At 64.9% G+C, this 17,291-nt stretch carries 15 protein-coding genes and 2 tRNA genes; 13 read left to right on the top strand and 4 right to left on the bottom strand.

The genetic code is table 11. The features are described from left to right. Positions 1 to 25: 25 nt before the first annotated feature. The gene (locus LK459_RS00540; RefSeq protein WP_007240588.1) at positions 26 to 1,081 is read right to left on the bottom strand and encodes a M48 family metallopeptidase; all 1,056 of its coding nucleotides are present in this window, start codon (positions 1,079 to 1,081) and stop codon (positions 26 to 28) included. Between LK459_RS00540 and LK459_RS00535 the strand changes: the two genes are divergently transcribed. Both LK459_RS00535 and LK459_RS00530 read left to right on the top strand, forming a co-directional pair. Beyond that, positions 1,055 to 1,528 carry a ribose-5-phosphate isomerase gene (locus tag LK459_RS00535; protein ID WP_227921147.1) on the top strand — a complete coding sequence of 158 codons (474 nt, stop codon included), beginning with the start codon at positions 1,055 to 1,057 and terminating at the stop codon, positions 1,526 to 1,528. The genes LK459_RS00540 and LK459_RS00535 overlap by 27 nt on opposite strands. A gap of 40 nt (positions 1,529 to 1,568) precedes the next feature. Beyond that, on the top strand, positions 1,569 to 2,372 hold the full coding sequence (locus LK459_RS00530; RefSeq protein ID WP_227921146.1) for an Fpg/Nei family DNA glycosylase: 804 nt from the start codon (positions 1,569 to 1,571) through the stop codon (positions 2,370 to 2,372). Between the two features lie 60 nt (positions 2,373 to 2,432). Here LK459_RS00530 and LK459_RS00525 read toward each other — a convergent pair whose 3' ends face one another. After that, positions 2,433 to 2,576, bottom strand: a complete 144-nt coding sequence (locus LK459_RS00525) for a hypothetical protein (protein WP_227921145.1) — start codon at positions 2,574 to 2,576, stop codon at positions 2,433 to 2,435. Between the two features lie 313 nt (positions 2,577 to 2,889). Here LK459_RS00525 and LK459_RS00520 point away from each other — a divergent pair, with 313 nt between their 5' ends. Together LK459_RS00520 and sthA are read left to right on the top strand one after the other, a co-directional pair. Then, a complete protein-coding gene (locus LK459_RS00520; protein ID WP_407648686.1) occupies positions 2,890 to 3,852 on the top strand; it encodes a PE-PPE domain-containing protein in 963 nt (320 codons plus the stop codon). A gap of 52 nt (positions 3,853 to 3,904) precedes the next feature. After that, positions 3,905 to 5,356: a Si-specific NAD(P)(+) transhydrogenase gene (gene sthA, locus LK459_RS00515; RefSeq protein WP_227921143.1), complete on the top strand. Its 1,452-nt coding sequence runs from the start codon at positions 3,905 to 3,907 to the stop codon at positions 5,354 to 5,356. A gap of 114 nt (positions 5,357 to 5,470) precedes the next feature. On the opposite strand, the gene LK459_RS00510 is transcribed toward sthA, so the two are convergent. Continuing rightward, complete coding sequence (locus LK459_RS00510) at positions 5,471 to 6,184, bottom strand: L,D-transpeptidase (RefSeq protein WP_227921137.1); 714 nt, start codon at positions 6,182 to 6,184, stop codon at positions 5,471 to 5,473. A gap of 544 nt (positions 6,185 to 6,728) precedes the next feature. Continuing rightward, positions 6,729 to 6,799, bottom strand: a tRNA-Gly gene (locus tag LK459_RS00505). Positions 6,800 to 7,081: 282 nt separating this feature from the next. Between LK459_RS00505 and LK459_RS00500 the strand changes: the two genes are divergently transcribed. The 9 genes from LK459_RS00500 to LK459_RS00460 all read left to right on the top strand — a co-directional run bounded on the left by LK459_RS00500 (position 7,082) and on the right by LK459_RS00460 (position 17,279). Next, a tRNA-Pro gene (locus tag LK459_RS00500) sits at positions 7,082 to 7,155 on the top strand. 89 nt (positions 7,156 to 7,244) lie between these two features. Beyond that, a complete protein-coding gene (gene tig, locus LK459_RS00495; RefSeq protein ID WP_007240594.1) occupies positions 7,245 to 8,642 on the top strand; it encodes a trigger factor in 1,398 nt (465 codons plus the stop codon). Positions 8,643 to 8,926: 284 nt separating this feature from the next. Beyond that, the gene (locus tag LK459_RS00490) at positions 8,927 to 9,532 is read left to right on the top strand and encodes an ATP-dependent Clp protease proteolytic subunit (RefSeq protein WP_007240595.1); all 606 of its coding nucleotides are present in this window, start codon (positions 8,927 to 8,929) and stop codon (positions 9,530 to 9,532) included. 76 nt (positions 9,533 to 9,608) lie between these two features. Then, complete coding sequence (locus LK459_RS00485) at positions 9,609 to 10,298, top strand: ATP-dependent Clp protease proteolytic subunit (protein WP_039994496.1); 690 nt, start codon at positions 9,609 to 9,611, stop codon at positions 10,296 to 10,298. A 275-nt stretch (positions 10,299 to 10,573) separates the two neighbouring features. Then, positions 10,574 to 11,854: an ATP-dependent Clp protease ATP-binding subunit ClpX gene (gene clpX / locus LK459_RS00480; protein WP_227921135.1), complete on the top strand. Its 1,281-nt coding sequence runs from the start codon at positions 10,574 to 10,576 to the stop codon at positions 11,852 to 11,854. A gap of 99 nt (positions 11,855 to 11,953) precedes the next feature. Then, entirely contained in the window at positions 11,954 to 12,589 is a 636-nt protein-coding gene (locus LK459_RS00475) for a molybdenum cofactor guanylyltransferase (RefSeq protein ID WP_227921133.1), read from the top strand. A 54-nt stretch (positions 12,590 to 12,643) separates the two neighbouring features. Further along, positions 12,644 to 15,292, top strand: a complete 2,649-nt coding sequence (locus tag LK459_RS00470; RefSeq protein ID WP_227921131.1) for a valine--tRNA ligase — start codon at positions 12,644 to 12,646, stop codon at positions 15,290 to 15,292. After that, on the top strand, positions 15,289 to 16,869 hold the full coding sequence (folC, locus tag LK459_RS00465; RefSeq protein ID WP_407648685.1) for a bifunctional tetrahydrofolate synthase/dihydrofolate synthase: 1,581 nt from the start codon (positions 15,289 to 15,291) through the stop codon (positions 16,867 to 16,869). Before LK459_RS00470 ends, folC begins: the two co-directional genes overlap by 4 nt. Next, positions 16,866 to 17,279, top strand: coding sequence for a DUF4233 domain-containing protein (locus LK459_RS00460; RefSeq protein WP_007240601.1), 414 nt, complete (start codon positions 16,866 to 16,868; stop codon positions 17,277 to 17,279). Before folC ends, LK459_RS00460 begins: the two co-directional genes overlap by 4 nt. Positions 17,280 to 17,291: the final 12 nt, after the last annotated feature.

The raw sequence follows: 17,291 nt of genomic DNA, 5'->3' as shown, positions 1-17,291 counted from the left end.
CCGGGCCGATGCGGCCCGGCAGCGGTCACAGTCTGGGTGGCGTCTCCAAACCATTCGGCAACGATCCCTCGGCGACGAGGGCAGGGTGTGGCGGCGGTGTGACCGGAATCGCGTTGCCACTGCCGACGCCCCGGACGATGGTCTTCGGGCGGAACAGTATGGCTCCCGCGCGAGTACGGTCACGCAGCGCCGCCGCGCGCCATGTGAGAACCGGGTGCGAAGCGAGCAGGTTCACCAGGAAGACGAAGAAGCCTTTCTCGTGGGTTGCGCGGTCGGCCAATTGATCGAAGTCGACGGCACGCAGCATGTACTTGCCCGCAGAGAGCACGCCCATCGCCCTGGGCGCACCTGCCGGCTGCGTGTAGTACCCGAAGTTGTCGGCGGAGTACTCCTGTGCCCGCGACAGCAGTGACCCGAGTATCGGCACCTGCATGCCGATACTCGTCGCGAGCTGGCGCCAGTATGAGGTGTGGCCTGCGGCGATGTGGCCGACCTCGTGTCCGATGATGAAGCGCAATGCTTCCGGGTCGCGTGCGCGACCTCCGATCTCGAACAGATCGGAGTAGATGACCACATACCGCCTGAAGCCGTGGCCGGATGCGAAAGCGTTGATCTGGCCGTTTCCCAGCACCACGTAGGCGTCCGGGACGTACTCGAGTCCGTAGCGTGCTGCCGCTTCCACGACCATCCGATACCCCTCGACGAACTGCGTCGGAGTCATCTGGACTCCGTTCACGCGGGGAGTGGCGTAGGTGATGCCGCGGATGAGGAACAGCAGCAACGGGAGCGCGAGGGCCAGAAGCGCGAACTGGTTGAAGACGCCGAGCATGACGAGGACCAACACCGCCCCGTAGCCGAGGGCGGAGATGAGGATCAGTACGACGAGCGTCGGGATCTCCCACGGATGCAGTCGTGGTGTGCCTGCGTACTTCGCCGGCGTGAGCCAGCGGCGGTTGGGGTCGTAGCGGCTTTCCGTCGGCTCCGGGTCGGCGAGTCCGGGAACATTGGGAATAGGCGATGAATCGTCCACGGCGTTCAATCTATAGTGGTCGCTATGCGCGTATACGTCGGTGGCGACCATGCCGGATTCGAACTCAAGGCCAAGATCTCCGAGCACCTGCAGGCGAACGGGCACGAAGTGATCGACTCCGGAGCCCATGTCTACGACGCGCAAGACGATTACCCGGCATTCTGTATCGCAACGGCCCAGAAGACCGTCGACGATCCCGGCAGCCTCGGCATCGTGCTCGGCGGCAGCGGCAACGGCGAGCAGATCGCGGCGAACAAGGTCAAGGGCGCACGATGCGCACTCGCGTGGAATGTCGAGATCGCCCAGCTCGCGCGCCAGCACAACAACGCACAGCTCATCGGCATCGGTGGCCGTATGCACACGACCGAAGAGGCATTGGCCATCGTCGACGCCTTCGTCAACACGCCGTTCTCGCAGGAGCCGCGGCATCAGCGGCGCATCGACATCCTCACCGAGTACGAGGAGACGGGCGTCGCACCTGCGCTGCCCGAGTCCTGATCGCTGAGAACGCCTGCTCCTCGCCGGTCGTTCAGAGCCTGTGCCCGAAGGTCATACGCTGCACCGCATCGCGCGGCGCCAACGAAAGCTGTTCGACGGTCTACGCGTTGCGGTGAGTTCACCTCAGGGACGCTTCGCAGAAGGAGCCGCCGTCGTCGACGGCATGGTGTTCGACGACGCCCAGGCATGGGGAAAACACCTCGTCCAGCGCTATCGCGACGGACGACGTGAGCAACTGCTGCACGTGCACCTCGGGCTCTACGGTTCCTTCACCGAGCTGCCTGTTCCGATGGGCGAGCCCGTCGGCCAGGTGCGGATGAGAATCGTCGGGGAGAAGGTCGGCGTCGACCTTCGTGGTCCTACCGCCTGCGAGTTGTACTCGCCCGCCGATCTGGAGGCGCTCGTCGCCCGGCTCGGTCCCGACCCGTTGCGACCCGATGCCGACCCGGCGCGCGCGTACGAGGCGATCACGCGGTCGCGTCGACCGATCGGCGCACTGCTCATGGATCAGAAGGTCATCGCTGGCGTGGGAAACGTCTACCGCGCAGAAGTGCTGTTCCGCAACGGAATCGATCCCATGCGGCCGGGGACCTCCATCACCGCCGACGAGTTCGACGCGCTGTGGGCCGATCTGGTCGCGTTGATGAGGATCGGCGTCAGACGCGGACGAATACACGTGGTGCGTGCCGAGGACGATCACGGTGCGCCCTCGTATGCCACGGACCGCCCGCGCACCTACGTGTACCGGCGGGCCGGTGAGAAGTGCAGAATCTGCGGAACTCCGATCGCACACGGTGAACTCGACGGTCGAAACCTGTTCTGGTGCCCGACCTGTCAGACGTGACCAAAAGCCTCGGCGCTGGGATCGGACTCAAGCGACCGGGCTCGCCGGTGCAGCCGGATTTCAGTGCGTGCGCTCTTCGGCCCGCTGCGCCATGATCAGAAGTTCGTCGCGCTGAGATGCGGCGCTGACGCGCTGGATCCGGGCGTAGAGCCTACGGCGATCGGAGGAGTTGTGGAGCTGTGCACGGAATCGTGCGAAAGACATTGGTAACGCTGCTTTCTCGTATCGGTGGTCGTGTTCGGTGGTGATGGACGCGAGGTCGGATCACCTGGGTGTGCATCGGGTGGTGGTGGCCCTCGCTCGGAAGTGTCGCACCAGAAGCTGCTCACTCAATTGTTCGCGTTAATTTCATGTAAATCAACCTGCTCCGACGTGATCTGGACTACGTCTGACCTGGGCGCTCGATGTCAGGGGCGCGGCACGGCCCGCGCAGCCAACATCTCGGCGCGACACCCTCACAGCAAAAGCTCAGTGTCGCGCAGCGCTTCTCTCATGGGCGACACGGAGCATCGATGACATGGAGACCATGAACAGCCGCGGTGCGCAGCCATGTGCGGCTCCGACGTCGCAGCCGTACCCGGTCGGTCGGATCACGGTGCTGGCCGTGGGTGGGACCGGGGAGTCCTATCGGGGTGACAGGCGGACGGCGGTCAGCGGGATGTTGGCGGCGGTCGTCGATGATCTCGACGAGCGTTTCGTGCCGCGGTGGGTCGGGTATCCGGCGAGCTACGGGCCCGCGACGGGCAGGCGCGGTATCAGTTACGCCGACAGCGTTGCCGAAGGTGTCCGTTCCCTGCGGCAGGCATTGACCGACACCGACGGGCAGGTTGTGATCGTCGGCTACTCGCAGGGTGCCGTTGTCGTTCGTCGATGTGTGCACGAACTCGAACTCGACGCTGATCTGTCGATCGATCGGGTGATCGGCCTCGGTTTCGTGGCGGATCCCCACCAGCCGCCCGGCGTGGTGACCGGTTGTTCGGGATGGGGCGTTGCGGGGGAGGGGCCACCCCTGCCCGACCGTATCCCCGCGTGGTGGGTGGGCGCCCCGACCGACATGATCTGCAACGCCGAGCCGGATTCGTTGATCCGCGACATCGCCGACCTCACCGCCTCGCTCGAGTTCCGTCGGCCCCTCAACTGGATTCGCGACATGCTGGTCGTGTTGCGGGACAATGCGTTTCAGAATGCAGCGCGCACGTCGCTGCGCCCCGCACAGTGGGGCCGGGATGTGCACCGCCTGCGCGCGGCGTGGCGGGCGGTGCGCAGATATCTACCTGCACTCATCGTCTGGCACAGCCTCGTGATCACGAACCGTGACGGGGGCAGGCACACGGCGTATTGCCGGGAGCCGTATCGCCGACTCGCGACCGCGCCGGAAACGACAGGCTGCCAGGAGTTGGCCCAGTGGTTACAGGTCGGCGCAACCTTTGCGCCGATGCGCGCCTCGAGTCGTGCGAACCCCGCCGCTGAGCGACACTGATCACAGGCCCACGACGGGTCGTCAGGCGAGAGACGAACGAAAGACTGGGCGCGTGGATCATTTCGACATCGTTGTCATCGGGTCCGGGCCGGCCGGACAGAAGGCCGCCATCGCAGCGGCGAAGCTCGGCAAGCGGGCGGCAATCGTGGAGCGCCGCAACATGGTTGGCGGTGTGTGTATCAACACCGGCACGATCCCCTCCAAGACGTTACGTGAGGCGGTCCTGTATCTGACCGGCCTCAACCAGCGGGAGATGTACGGCGAGTCGTATCGACTGAAGACGGATATAACGGTCACTGATCTCTCGGCTCGGACCACCCATGTCGTGGGCAAGGAGATCGACGTCATCCAGAGCCAGCTCGCCCGCAACGGCGTGACCATGTTGCTCGGCAGCGCGTACTTCACCAGTCCGAACGAGATCGCGATCGAGGATGCCACCGGCGATCTCAAACACGTCAGCGCCGACAAGTTCGTGATCGCGGTCGGCACGAGGCCTGCCCGCCCGCCGTCTGTCGACTTCGACGGCACGACCGTCGTCGACTCCGACCAGATCCTGGCACTCGATCGGGTTCCGCGGTCGATGGTCGTGGTCGGCGCCGGTGTCATCGGCATCGAGTACGCCTCGATGTTCGCGGCGCTCGGCACAAAGGTGACCGTCATCGAGCAGCGTCCCACGATGCTCGACTTCTGTGATCGCGAGATCGTGGAGGCATTGCAGTACCAGCTGCGTGAACGCGGCGTGACGTTCCGGTTCGGCGAGCACGTGCAGACCGTCGAGGCCCATCCCTCGGGAACGTTGACGATCCTGGCGTCCGGGAAGAAGATCCCCGCCGACACCGTGCTGTACTCCGCGGGCCGCCAGGGCGTGTCCGACGAGCTGAGGGTCGATGCGGCCGGTCTGACCGCGGACAAGCGCGGCAGGCTCACCGTGGACGCCGACTTCCGTACCGAGGTCGACCACATCTATGCGGTCGGTGACATCATCGGCTTCCCGGCACTGGCGGCAACGTCGATGGAGCAGGGAAGACGTGCGACCTATCACGCGTTCGACGAACCGGTCGGGGCAACCGACGACAACCTGCAACCCATCGGCATCTATGCGATTCCGGAGATCAGCTTCGTCGGCAGGACCGAAGATCAATTGACCGCGGCCAATGTGCCGTTCGAGGTCGGTGTTGCGCGATATCGGGAACTGGCGAGGGGCGCCATCATGGGCGATTCATACGGGCTGCTCAAGCTGCTCGTGCACGCGGAGGAACGCACCCTGCTCGGCGTACATGCGTTCGGCACCAATGCCGCAGAATTGGTTCACATCGGCCAGACGGTGATGGGGCTGGGCGGAAAGGTCGACTACCTCGTCGACGCCGTGTTCAACTACCCGACCCTGGCGGAGGGCTACAAGGTGGCGGCTCTCGATGCGTCGAACAAGATGCGCGCGATCGCCCGGGTACGGGCGGAGGGCAACAGGATGGATCTCGACGTCGGCAGCGGAAGTCTTGTCTGAACCGCGGTGACGCGGCGCGTCGGCGCCCGAATTCAGAAGACGGGAGAGGCCCGGGTCCGTATCGGACCCGGGCCTCTCCCGTATGTCTGTGAGATCAGACGTCAGACCGTTTGATCAGTTGCCGTCGTACTGGCCGCCGACGGTGCCGCGGACGACGATCGGGGTTCCCTGCGGGATCGTGTCGTAGACCCACTTGCCGTTCTCGGTGCTGATGTTGATGCAGCCGTGGCTCACGTTGCTGTTGCCCTGCTGGGCGACCGACCACGGTGCGGCGTGGATGAAGATGCCGTCGCTCGACATACGGGTGGCCCAGTAGACGTCGGTGCGGTAGCCCTCCGGCGAGTCGACCGGCACGCCGTAGGTGGACGAGTCCATCACGATGTGCTGGTACTTCTCACGGGTGTGGTAGACGCCGTTGGGCGTCGGGTGCGCGTTCGAGCCCATCGAGATCGGCATCTTCTTGACGAACTTGCCGTCCTTCCACCAATAGATGGTGTGGTCACCGTCGGTGGCCAAGGCGATCCATCCCGTCGAGGTCTTGACGTTGGGGATGGCCGGGACGCCCGGAGCCTCCTGCGTTGTCGCGGGAGGAGGAGTGGTGGTGGACGGCGCAGGCGCAGGCGCGGGAGTGGTCTGCTTCGGCGGAGTCGGCAGTCCCGGGATGTTGTCGGGAACCTCGACCGGCGGAAGCCCTGGCACCACGGTGACAGGCGTTGCCTGGGCAAGAGCCGGTGCGGCGAGCGCAACGGCGATCACACCGATCACCGCGGCGAGTAGTCCGCGGACGACGCCGCGACGGCGACGATGGGACGGAGTTGAGTTCAGCACGGGAGTTCGCAAACCTTCGCTCTTGGGACAATGTGGACGCACCCCCCCGAGGCGCCGCGACCATCGTTACACAACCGTTGTCTTTCGTTCAAAGGCAAAGCGTCGGACGGCCTCGTTGTTGTGTCGGATCGACGGTTCGTGAAGCCAAAAGGCGAGGTCGTCGCCCGACCGTCACGGATATGTGACAACGGTCACAATAATGTGTGCCGGGTTTCGGGTTCGGCTCGAACCGGCTGCGCTGCCGCGCGTTACGCGCGCAGGCCCTGGATGTCGGGATGCTCGGTCCGTAAATGAACGGCGGGCTCTGCGCACGATTCATTTCGGCATATGAGCATGGCGTCGACGCGCGGGGTGCCACTGTCGGACGTCGTCACATCACGTCGGAAAAACAATGGTGCGCCGCAGCTCGAACATCTGCGCGGGGTCTTCGAGTAACTGGAGGACATGAGTCAAGGCTACACCCGCTTGTGGCGTAGATCACACTCCGACAGGCTGCTCGCGGCTCGAGAAAGGCCAGAGGGAAAAACCCTCTGGCCTGCGTCGGAGCGGGTGACGGGAATCGAACCCGCGTAGCTAGTTTGGAAGACTAGGGCTCTACCATTGAGCTACACCCGCGTGCTGCCGATATCGGCAGCGCATGTGACTGTACCCAATGGTGGGCTCGGATCAGAAATCGACCCGTCGATCGTGGGCTCGACGTACCGGTCGGACCCGCCGTCTGACGGGTACCGTCCGCGCCGCGGGCGCGCCGGGGCGCGCCGACGGCGCAGATTCGCCAGGACCGGATTCGGTTACTGTCCGAGGGCCACGTACTATCGTCTGTTGGCCCTGCTCGTCGGGGACAGATGACCCCGCGAGGCGGGTTCATCGAGGCCGCGGTCCGCGTACCGAGGCCACCGGGATGTGGCGCAGCTTGGTAGCGCATCCGCTTTGGGAGCGGAGGGTCGCAGGTTCGAATCCTGTCATCCCGACCGATCAGGACACGGCCGACCGGACACGCACCGCGGGGCACGATCCGTGACGACAGCGTACGAGACGTATATATGAGGAGCATTCAGGCGTGAAGAGCACTGTCGAGCAACTGAGCCCGACCCGAGTCAAGCTCAATGTCGAGGTGCCGTTCGAGGAACTCTCGGGCGACTTCGACAGGGCGTACCGCTCGCTGGCACAGCAGATCCGCATCCCGGGCTTTCGCCCGGGAAAGGCCCCGGCCAAGCTGATCGAGGCGCGCGTCGGCCGCGACTCGATCCTGGCTCAGGTCGTCAACGACGCGCTGCCGGGTAAGTACTCGGAGGCCGTGGCAGAAACCGAGACCAAGGCGATCGGGCAGCCGGAGATCGACCTGTCCGAGCTCAAGTACGGCGAGAGCATCAGCTTCACCGCCGAGGTCGATGTCCGTCCGGAGATCGAGTTGCCCGACTACTCGACACTTGCGGTCGAGGTCGACGCCATCGCCGACGACGAGGACGCAGTCAACGAACAGCTCGAGGGTCTGCGCGGTCGGTTCGGCACGCTCAAGGGCGTCGATCGTCCCGTCGAGAATGGTGATCACGTGTCGATCGACCTGTCGGCGACCGTCGACGGTGAGAAGGTCGAGGACGCGTCCACCGAGGGACTGTCACACGAAGTCGGCTCCGGGCAGCTGATCGACGGCCTCGACGAGGCGCTCGTCGGTCTCAATGCCGGTGAGTCGACCACCTTCACGACCAAGCTGGTGGCGGGAGAGCATGCCGGCGCCGACGCCGAGGTGACAGTCAAGGTGAACTCGGTCAAGGAGCGCGAGCTCCCCGAACTCGACGACGAGTTCGCGCAGATGGCGTCCGAGTTCGACACCGTCGATGAGTTGCGTGAGTCCATCGTCGAGCGCGTCGAACAGTCGAAGCGCTTCGAGCAGGCCAACGCCATTCGCGATGCCGTCCTCGACAAGCTGATCGAGACCGTCGAGATCCCGCTGCCGGAGAACGTCGTGCAGGCCGAGGTCGACGGACAGCTCGAGCAGGTGCTGCACAGCATCGGCCACGACGACGCTGTCTTCGAGCAGTTGCTCGAGGCGCAGGGCACCACGCGTGAGGAATTCGAGAACAACGCCCGCGAGTCTGCGGAGAAGTCAGTCCGTACCCAGCTGCTGCTCGACGCGATCGCCGAGCAGCAGGAGACCGAGGTCAGCCAGGACGAGTTGACCCAGCAGATCCTGTTCCAGGCGCAGCGTTACGGAATGGCTCCGCAGGAGTTCATCCAGCAGCTGACCCAGGCGAACCAGGTCGGCGCCGTGTACGCCGACGTACGCCGCGGCAAGGCCCTGGCCGGGATCGTCGACGAGGTGACCGTGACCGACTCCGACGGCAAGACCGTCGACACCGCCGAGTTCTTCGGCGGGGCCGATGCCGACGAAGCCGATGCCGACGCCTCGGACACAGCCGACGATGCGAAGACCGACGACAAGGGCGAGGACGCCTGACATCACGAGGCAGGACGCGACAGCCGGATTCTGGGCAATGCCCGGGTCCGGCTGTTCTGCTCTCAGCGAATAGGGGTGTCATCGGCGGTATCGGAACCCGCCGATTGACTACTGTCGGAGAAGACGATCCCGAGCACTCGCGATCGCACCGAACGCGAGATCCCAGAAGACCAGAGGTCGAACGGGATTCGAGTTCTTCGAGTATTCGGGATCAACGAGCACACGGGCCCCGGCTTCGCTGGGGCGCCGATGACAGACCACAAACGACAGACAAGGTGGGAACCGTGAGCAAGCCGACCATTTACACACCATCGATGAGTTCAGGAGTCGCGGGGCTGAACCTGAGCGACTCGGTGTTCGAACGGCTGCTGCGCGAGCGGATCATCTTCCTGGGCACTCAGGTCGACGACGACATCGCGAACAAGCTGTGTGCGCAGATCCTGCTGCTCTCGGCCGAAGACCCGACGCGCGACATCCACATGTACATCAACTCGCCGGGCGGTTCGGTCACCGCCGGCATGGCGATCTTCGACACGATGGAACTCGCCGAGTGCGACATCGCCACCTACGCGATGGGCCTCGCAGCATCGATGGGTCAGTTCCTGCTCACCGCGGGTGCCAAGGGCAAGCGCTACGCGCTGCCGCATGCGCGCATCATGATGCACCAGCCGTCCGCGGGTATCGGTGGTACCGCCGCCGACATCGCCATCCAGGCCGAGCAGTTCGCAACCATCAAGAAGCAGATGAACGAGCTCAACGCCGAACACACCGGGCAGACGGTCGAGCAGATCGAGATCGACGCCGATCGCGACAAGTGGTTCACCGCGGACGCGGCCAAGGACTACGGCCTGGTCGACCGCGTGATCTCGCGTGCCAGGGCGGTCTCGTAGATCCGTTTTCGTCCCCAGGAACCGAGAACGACCACCGTCGAGTTCATTCGCCACCCACACTTTCACGGAGCAGATCATGACGAACATGTACGACTCGCTGCCGGCTGACGTCGCCGCAGGGATCCCCGCATCGGCCCTCGCGCTGAAGAACATCGAAATGCGGTACATCCTCCCGCAATTCATCGAGCACACCCCGAACGGGCAGCGTCAGTACGACCCGTACGCAAAGCTCTTCGAGGAGCGCATCGTGTTCGTCGGCACCCCTATCGACCAGACGGTCGCCAACGACGTGATGGCGCAGCTCCTCGTGCTCGAGTCGCAGGATCCCGACCGCGACATCACGATGTACATCAATTCGCCCGGCGGCAGCGTCCCGGACATGCTCGCCATCTACGACACGATGCAGTACGTCCACTGCGACATCGTGACCGTGTGCCTCGGCGAGGCGGCGTCGGCGGCGGCGATCCTGCTCGCAGGCGGCAGTCCCGGCAAGCGGGCCGCACTGCCGAACGCGACCATCCTCATCCACCAGCCACGCACCGGTGGAGCGTTCCAGGGTCAGGTGTCCGACCTCGAGATCCAGGCTGCCGAGATCGAGCGCATCCGCAATCGGCTCGACGAGATCCTTGCCGGACACACCGGGCAGACCAAGGAGAAGATTCGTAAGGACACCGACCGCGACAACATCCTGACCGCCGACCAGGCGAAGGAATACGGGATCGTGGACGAGGTGTTCGAGTATCGGAAGAAGTCGCTCAAGAAGTAGCGACACACCCGCGAGGTTCCCCGGGGCGGTGCGGGACAAGGGGCATGCTTGAGTGCCGCACCGCTCGGGCGGGCAGGTGGTCGGAGACGTCGAAAAGTCGTCGACGACATTTGCTCTTATCGGTCGAAGTTATGTCCACGCGCGGGTACCGTCGTGATATCGGGCGATCCTGCGTGAAGCGATAGTCCGCGTCCGACTGCCTCTGCAACGGGTTCTTTCGAGACGACACGACGACACGGCAGCACGGCAAGCAAGGGAAGTAGGTACAGCGCGCGATGGCACGAATCGGAGACGGCGGCGATCTGCTGAAGTGCTCGTTCTGTGGCAAGAGTCAGAAGCAGGTCAAGAAGCTCATTGCCGGACCCGGCGTGTACATCTGTGACGAGTGCATCGACCTCTGCAACGAGATCATCGAAGAAGAGCTCGCCGAGAACGGCGACGTGAAGCTCGACGAGCTGCCCAAACCGGCAGAGATCCGCGACTTCCTCGAGAACTACGTCATCGGACAGGACACAGCCAAGCGCACGCTCGCGGTCGCCGTCTACAACCACTACAAGCGCATCCAGGCCGGGGAGAAGAAGGACTCGCGCAGCGGTGAGATCGTCGAACTCGCCAAGTCGAACATCCTGATGCTGGGACCGACCGGCTGCGGCAAGACCTACCTCGCGCAGACCCTGGCCAAGATGCTCAACGTGCCGTTCGCGATCGCCGATGCGACGGCCCTCACCGAGGCCGGCTACGTGGGCGAGGACGTCGAGAACATTCTTCTCAAACTGATCCAGGCCGCCGACTACGACGTCAAGCGCGCCGAGACGGGCATCATCTACATCGACGAGGTCGACAAGATTGCACGCAAGAGCGAGAACCCGTCGATCACGCGCGATGTCTCCGGCGAGGGCGTGCAGCAGGCATTGCTGAAGATCCTCGAGGGCACGCAGGCATCCGTACCGCCGCAGGGTGGGCGCAAGCATCCGCACCAGGAGTTCATCCAGATCGACACGACCAACGTGTTGTTCATCGTCGCCGGTGCGTTCGCGGGTCTCGAGAAGATCATCTCGGAGCGCATCGGCAAGCGGGGGATCGGTTTCGGCAACGAGGTCGCCAGTCGCGAAGACGTCGACACCACCGATCACTTCGCCGACGTCATGCCTGAGGACCTCATCAAGTTCGGTCTGATCCCCGAGTTCATCGGTCGTCTGCCGATGATCGCTTCAGTGACCAATCTCGACAAGGAATCGCTTGTGTCGATCCTGTCGGAACCCAAGAACGCGCTGGTCAAGCAGTACACCAAGCTCTTCGACATGGACGACGTCGAACTCGAGTTCACCCAGGACGCCTTGGAAGCCGTCGCCGACCAGGCGATCCATCGCGGCACCGGGGCTCGCGGCCTGCGCGCCATCATGGAGGAAGTACTGCTTCCTGTCATGTACGACATCCCCAGCCGCGACGACGTCGAGAAGGTCGTCGTGACCGCCGAGACCGTCAACGACAACGTGCTGCCGACCATCGTGCCGCGGTCGAGCAACTCCGAGGAGCGTCGGGACAAGAGCGCCTGACACCTCTGATCCCTGAAACGCGGGTCATCGTCTCCGGACGGTGACCCGCGTTTCGTCGTCTTGCTGATTTCGACGCCGCGGCTGGTACAGACTGGGCAGATGACACGCAGCGAAGAAAAGACCGCGGGCATTGTGTTGGCGGGCGGCCGTTCACGCAGGATGGGCAGCGACAAGGCGGCGCTCGACTGGAACGGCGAGCCGATGCTCGCCGGGGTGGTCCGGACCATCTCGCAGCGCTGCGATCCGGTGTTCGTGGTCGCGACCGAGGACTCGGGAGCCTACCGGTTGCTGCACGGCACAGGCGGCCCGGAAGCCGTGTGGGTGACCGATGAGGAACCCGGTGCCGGTCCGCTCGCGGGACTCGCGGTCGGCCTTGCGGCGGCGCGTGACGCGGGATGCTCACACGCGTTCGTCTCGGCCACCGACATGCCGCTCATCGAACCCGGCCTGATCGACGAACTGCTGGTCGCGGTGACCGACTCGGCGGGAGCCGTGGTCGCTCACGACAACGAGCGTGACCATCCCATGGCGGCGATCTACCGCACCGACGCCGCCGACGCCATCGCCGAACTCGTCTCAGCAGGGGAGCGTCGGATGACCGCGGCCCTCGAAGCGCTCGGAACCTATCGGGTGACCGTCTCCGACCCTCTCTGGCTGACCAACGTGAACTCGCCCGAGGATGTTCATCGTGTCCGTGTTTCGGCCGATGCCGCGCGTGCCGAGGCCATCGGCTGAGCGCTCCGCGGAGAGGGTGTGAGTGTCGTCGGAGCGGTTCCCTAAGATTGAGGGGTGACCGACTCGACGCCTGCGCTGCCGAAGTCCTGGGACCCTGCCGACCACGAGTCGAAGCTCTACCAGGGCTGGGTTGACGCCGGATACTTCACCCCGGATGCCTCCAGCGACAAGCCTGCCTACTCCATCGTCATCCCACCGCCCAACGTCAACGGGTCGCTGCACATGGGGCATGCCTACGAGCATGTCCTGATGGACGCGCTGACCCGGCGTGCCCGGATGCAGGGCTACGAGACGCTGTGGCTGCCAGGTATGGATCACGCAGCCATCGCGATGCAGACGATGGTCGAGCGCAAGCTCGCCGCCGAGGGTTTGACCCGCGACGATCTCGGCCGCGACGCCTTCATCGAGCGAGTCTGGCAGGAGAAGGCCGAGATCAGCGGCAACATCGGTGAGCAGATGCGCCGACTCGGTGATGGCGTCGACTGGACCCGCGAGCGTTTCACGATGGACGAGGGACTCTCGCGCGCGGTCCAGACGGTCTTCAAGAAGATGTACGACGACGGGCTGATCTACCAGGCGGAGCGCCTCGTCAACTGGTCGCCGGTGCTCAAGACCGCCGTCAGCGACATCGAGGTCAGCTACGCCGACGTCGAGGGCGAACTCGTCAGTTTCCGCTACGGGTCCCTCGACGATTCACAGCCCCACATCGTCGTCGCGACCACGCGAATGGAGACGATGCTCGGCGACACGGCGATCGCTGTGCATCCCGACGACGAGCGGTACGCCGATCTCGTCGGCACCGAACTCGACCACCCGTTCGTCGATCGAAAGATCCCGGTCATCGCCGACGACTACGTCGATCCGGAATTCGGTACCGGCGCCGTCAAGATCACCCCGGCACACGACCCGAACGACTTCGCGGTCGGGACGCGACACGGGCTGCCGATGCCGACGATCATGGATGAGGAAGCGCACATCGCCGGCACCGGAACCGAGTTCGACGGCATGGACCGCTTCGAGGCCAGGGTCAAGATTCGCGAGGCGCTCGCCGCACAGGGGCGGATCGTGAAAGAAGTTCGGCCGTACCTGCACAGCGTCGGGCACTCGGAGCGCACGGGCGAGCCGATCGAGCCCCGCCTGTCCATGCAGTGGTGGGTCAAGGTGGAGTCGCTGGCCAAGGCCGCTGGTGACGCCGTGCGGGACGGGTCGACGGTGATCCACCCGACGTCGATGGAGCCGCGGTGGTTCGCATGGGTCGACGACATGCACGACTGGACCATCTCGCGGCAGTTGTGGTGGGGACACCGCATCCCGATCTGGTACGGCCCCGACGGTGAGGTCGTGTGCGTCGGACCCGACGAGCAGGCCCCCGAGGGATACGTCCAGGAGACCGACGTGCTCGACACGTGGTTCTCCTCGGGCCTGTGGCCGTTCTCCACCCTCGGCTGGCCCGAGGACACCCCGGATTTCGAGAAGTTCTATCCCACATCGGTTCTCGTCACCGGGTACGACATCCTGTTCTTCTGGGTGGCGAGGATGATGATGTTCGGCACGTACGTCGGCAAGGATCTCGACGCCGACAAGAAGGTGCCGTTCCACAACCTGTTCCTCCATGGCCTGGTGCGCGACGAGCACGGGAAGAAGATGTCGAAGTCGCGCGGTAACGGCATCGACCCGCTCGACTGGGTCGACCGCTTCGGAGCCGACGCCCTGCGTTTCACGCTCGCCCGCGGCGCCAACCCGGGTTCGGACATCTCCGTCGGCGAGGACCACGCGCAATCGTCGCGCAACTTCGCGACCAAGCTGTACAACGCCACGAAGTTCGCGCTGATGAACGGCGCACAGGTGCCTGCCGATGGCGAACTGCCCGACGCCGCGGACCTGACCGTCGCCGACCGCTGGATTCTCGGACGCCTGGATGAAGTGCTCGCGGAGGTCGACGCGGGGTTCGACTCCTACGAGTTCTCGAAGGCCTGCGAGGCGTTGTACCACTTCGCGTGGGACGAGGTCTGCGACTGGTACCTCGAGCTCGCCAAGGTGCAGTTCGCCGAAGAGGATCCGAAACGCTCGAGGTCGACGGCCCTGGTGCTCGGCGCGGTTCTCGATCCGCTATTGCGTGCCCTGTCGCCGGTCATGCCGTTCGTCACCGAGGTGTTGTGGAAGACGCTGACCGGGGGCGAGTCCGTCGTGATCGCCCCGTGGCCGACACGATCCACGCGTGAGCTGGACACCGCCGCGGCCACCGAGATCGATGACCTGCAGCGCCTGATCACCGAGGTCCGACGCTTCCGCAGCGATCAGGGGCTCCGTCCCGGGCAGCGGGTCGCGGCCGAGATCGACGGTCTCGACGTCGCGGGGCTGGGGGATACGCGGCCCTACCTGGATTCGCTTGCCCGTCTTGATCCCGCGGGCGACGGCTTCGCGGCGACGGCGACCATCGATGTGCGTCTGTCGTCGGCGACGGTCACCGTGCGCATCGACACCTCGGGAACCGTCGACATCGACGCCGAGCGCAAACGCGCGGCCAAGGATCTCGCCGCCGCCGAAAAGGAACTGGCCCAGACGACCGGAAAGCTCGGCAACGAGCAGTTTCTCGCCAAGGCTCCCGACAACGTCGTCGCCAAGATCCGACAACGGCAGCAGGTTGCGACCGAAGAAGTCGAGCGGCTCACGGCGAAACTGGCATCGCTGGGCGGGTCATGAGCCCGCGCGACGGCCGGTCCGACCGGTCGGACGACGACTACGTTCCCGAATCAGTCGACGGGGACGAGGAGCCTATCTTCACATCCGCCGACTTCGCGGGATACGAGGACGGCGACGTCGAACCGGACCCGATGAACCTGGGCTCGCTCCTCGGTGACGACATCGACGACACACCGATCATCGTCGTCGACAGCCCGTCGGATCTCGCCGAGCTCGCGGATCTGGAGAACGAACTCGACACGCGGTGGCCGGAAACGCGAATCGAGCCGTCCCTCACGCGCATTGCGGCGTTGATGGATCTCCTGGGTTCGCCGCAGCACGCCTATCCGGCCATCCACATCGCCGGTACCAACGGCAAGACGTCTGTCACGCGGATGGTCGATGCACTGATGGTCGCGTTGCATCGTCGATCCGGCCGCTACACGAGCCCGCACCTGCAGCGGGTCACCGAACGCATCGCCGTCGACGGCCGGCCGATCTCGGCGCGCGACTTCATCGACACCTATCGCGACATCGAGCCCTACATCACCATGGTCGACGATTCGTCGACGGCGGCCGACGGTCCGCGGATGAGTAAGTTCGAGGTCCTCACCGCCATCGCGTTCGCCTACTTCGCCGAGGCGCCTGTCGACGTCGCCGTGGTCGAGACGGGGATGGGCGGGCGTTGGGACGCAACCAACGTCGTCGACGCGACAGTCGCCGTCATCACCCCGATCGCGATGGATCACGCAGACTACCTCGGCGATTCGCTCGCCGCGATCGCAGGGGAGAAGGCCGGGATCATCAAGCCGGCCAAGGACGATCTGGTGGTGACCGATCCCGTGACGGTGATCGCGCCGCAGGAGCCCGAGGTGATGGACGTTCTGCTACGCGAGGCCGTTGCACAGGACACCGTCGTCGCACGGCAGAACTCGGAGTTCGCCGTGCTCGATTCGATCACCGCGGTCGGCGGCCAGATGCTGCGGCTGCAGGGACTCGGCGGCGTGTACGACGAGGTCTTCCTGCCACTGCACGGCGAGCACCAGGCGCAGAATGCCTCGATCGCGCTTGCTGCCGTCGAAGCGTTCTTCGGTGCCGGCCCCGATCGACAGCTCGACATCGACGCCGTCCGTGCCGGTTTCGCCGCGGTCAGCAGTCCCGGAAGGCTCGAACGTGTGCGCAGCGCGCCGACGGTGTTCGTCGACGCCGCGCACAACCCGCACGGGGCGCACGCCTTGGCACACGCACTGACCGACGAGTTCGACTTCCGACGTCTCGTCGGCGTCATCGGGATGCTCGGCGACAAGGACGCCGAGGGATTCCTCACCGAGCTCGAGCCGGTGCTCGACGCGGTGGTCGTCACCAACAACGGATCACCGCGGGCGGTCGAGGCCGAGGCTCTCGCCGAGACCGCACGCGAGGTGTTCGGCGAGGAACGGGTCCACGTGGAGCCGTTCCTGCCCGACGCCGTCGAGATGGCGATCGGACTCGCAGAGGAATCCGACGGCGAACCGGTCTCCGGAGCGGGCGTGGTGATCACCGGGTCGGTCGTGACCGCAGGTGCGGGACGTACCCTGTTCGGGAAGGACCCGTCATGAGCGAATCCGCAAGTGAGGCACCGAAGTTCACTCCACCGACAAACGATCCGTGGAAGGGCCTGCGCGGTGTCATGGCGGGCACGATGGTGCTCGAGATCATCGTGATGATTCTGACCTTCCCGATTGTGGCGCGGGTGGGAAACGGCCTGACGTGGGTTTCCGGAACGTACCTGGGTGTGGTGACGCTGCTCATGGTGCTCGCCGTCGGAATGCAGAAGCGACCTCAGGCACTGAACATCGATCTGGCACTGCAGGTGCTTGTCATCATCGGTGGTGTCTTCCACTGGTCCATCGCGGTGATCGGTGTGATCTTCGGTTGCGTGTGGCTCTACATCCGCTACATCAAGGGTGACGTCCAGAAACGGATCGACCGCGGACTGCTCTACGGGCAGGAGCCCATCGAGGGGTGAGGTCCTCGCCGC

Source organism: Gordonia otitidis, from assembly GCF_020735545.1.
Classification (GTDB): Bacteria; Actinomycetota; Actinomycetes; order Mycobacteriales; family Mycobacteriaceae; genus Gordonia; species Gordonia otitidis.
This window is presented reverse-complemented; position numbering and strand designations above follow the sequence as displayed.

Excerpts from the sequence above, each read along its gene's own strand:
- LK459_RS00475 (WP_227921133.1), top strand. The coding sequence starts at position 11,954 with ATGACACGCAGCGAAGAAAAGACCGCGGGCATTGTGTTGGCGGGCGGC.
- LK459_RS00525 (WP_227921145.1), bottom strand. The coding sequence starts at position 2,576 with ATGTCTTTCGCACGATTCCGTGCACAGCTCCACAACTCCTCCGATCGC.
- LK459_RS00485 (WP_039994496.1), top strand. The coding sequence starts at position 9,609 with ATGACGAACATGTACGACTCGCTGCCGGCTGACGTCGCCGCAGGGATC.
- folC (WP_407648685.1), top strand. The coding sequence starts at position 15,289 with ATGAGCCCGCGCGACGGCCGGTCCGACCGGTCGGACGACGACTACGTT.
- LK459_RS00540 (WP_007240588.1), bottom strand. The coding sequence starts at position 1,081 with ATGGTCGCCACCGACGTATACGCGCATAGCGACCACTATAGATTGAAC.
- LK459_RS00460 (WP_007240601.1), top strand. The coding sequence starts at position 16,866 with ATGAGCGAATCCGCAAGTGAGGCACCGAAGTTCACTCCACCGACAAAC.
- LK459_RS00520 (WP_407648686.1), top strand. The coding sequence starts at position 2,890 with ATGGAGACCATGAACAGCCGCGGTGCGCAGCCATGTGCGGCTCCGACG.
- clpX (WP_227921135.1), top strand. The coding sequence starts at position 10,574 with ATGGCACGAATCGGAGACGGCGGCGATCTGCTGAAGTGCTCGTTCTGT.
- LK459_RS00535 (WP_227921147.1), top strand. The coding sequence starts at position 1,055 with ATGCGCGTATACGTCGGTGGCGACCATGCCGGATTCGAACTCAAGGCC.